Source organism: Mesorhizobium sp. M8A.F.Ca.ET.207.01.1.1 (genome assembly GCF_004794715.1).
Classification (GTDB): domain Bacteria; phylum Pseudomonadota; class Alphaproteobacteria; order Rhizobiales; family Rhizobiaceae; genus Mesorhizobium.
This window is the reverse complement of record NZ_SRUS01000143.1, coordinates 1-403: the sequence shown is the minus strand read 5'-3', so window position 1 is coordinate 403 and position 403 is coordinate 1. Positions and strand designations below refer to the sequence as shown.

1 protein-coding gene is annotated in these 403 nt (G+C 55.3%); it reads right to left on the bottom strand.

Annotation, left to right across the window (positions count from 1 at the left end):
* Positions 1 to 13: 13 nt before the first annotated feature.
* A partial coding sequence (locus EN850_RS33895; protein ID WP_136092958.1) for a DUF3168 domain-containing protein occupies positions 14 to 403 on the bottom strand: 390 nt, incomplete at its 5' end.

The following is a 403-nucleotide window of genomic DNA, read 5'->3' as shown; positions in this document are numbered from 1 at the left end:
GGTTGGTGGCCAATCAGGCCGGTGTCTCGACGCGTGCGACAAACTCGACGACATCGTGGGTCGTGACTTCGTCCGGGTCTTTGAAATGACGGGTGTCTTGCCGCGTGATCGATATCAATCGGTGTGAGGGCAGCACTAATGGCGCTTCATCCAGAGCCTCGACGACCTCGTGAATGATTTCCTTCAGCTCCTTGAAGCCTCCGGAGTATTGCGACCAAACGTGAATCGTCACATAGATGAGGTTCGACTTCAGACAGTCGACATCATCTCTGATGACTTGGCTTTCGCCGTATTCTACGTATGGGAACGGTGCGTTGGTCGGCGGTCTATCATAAATTCTTTGCGCCACCTTCGCCGCCAGACCTGCTCGCGCCTTTAGCCTCGCAACGATGGCACCCTGGAG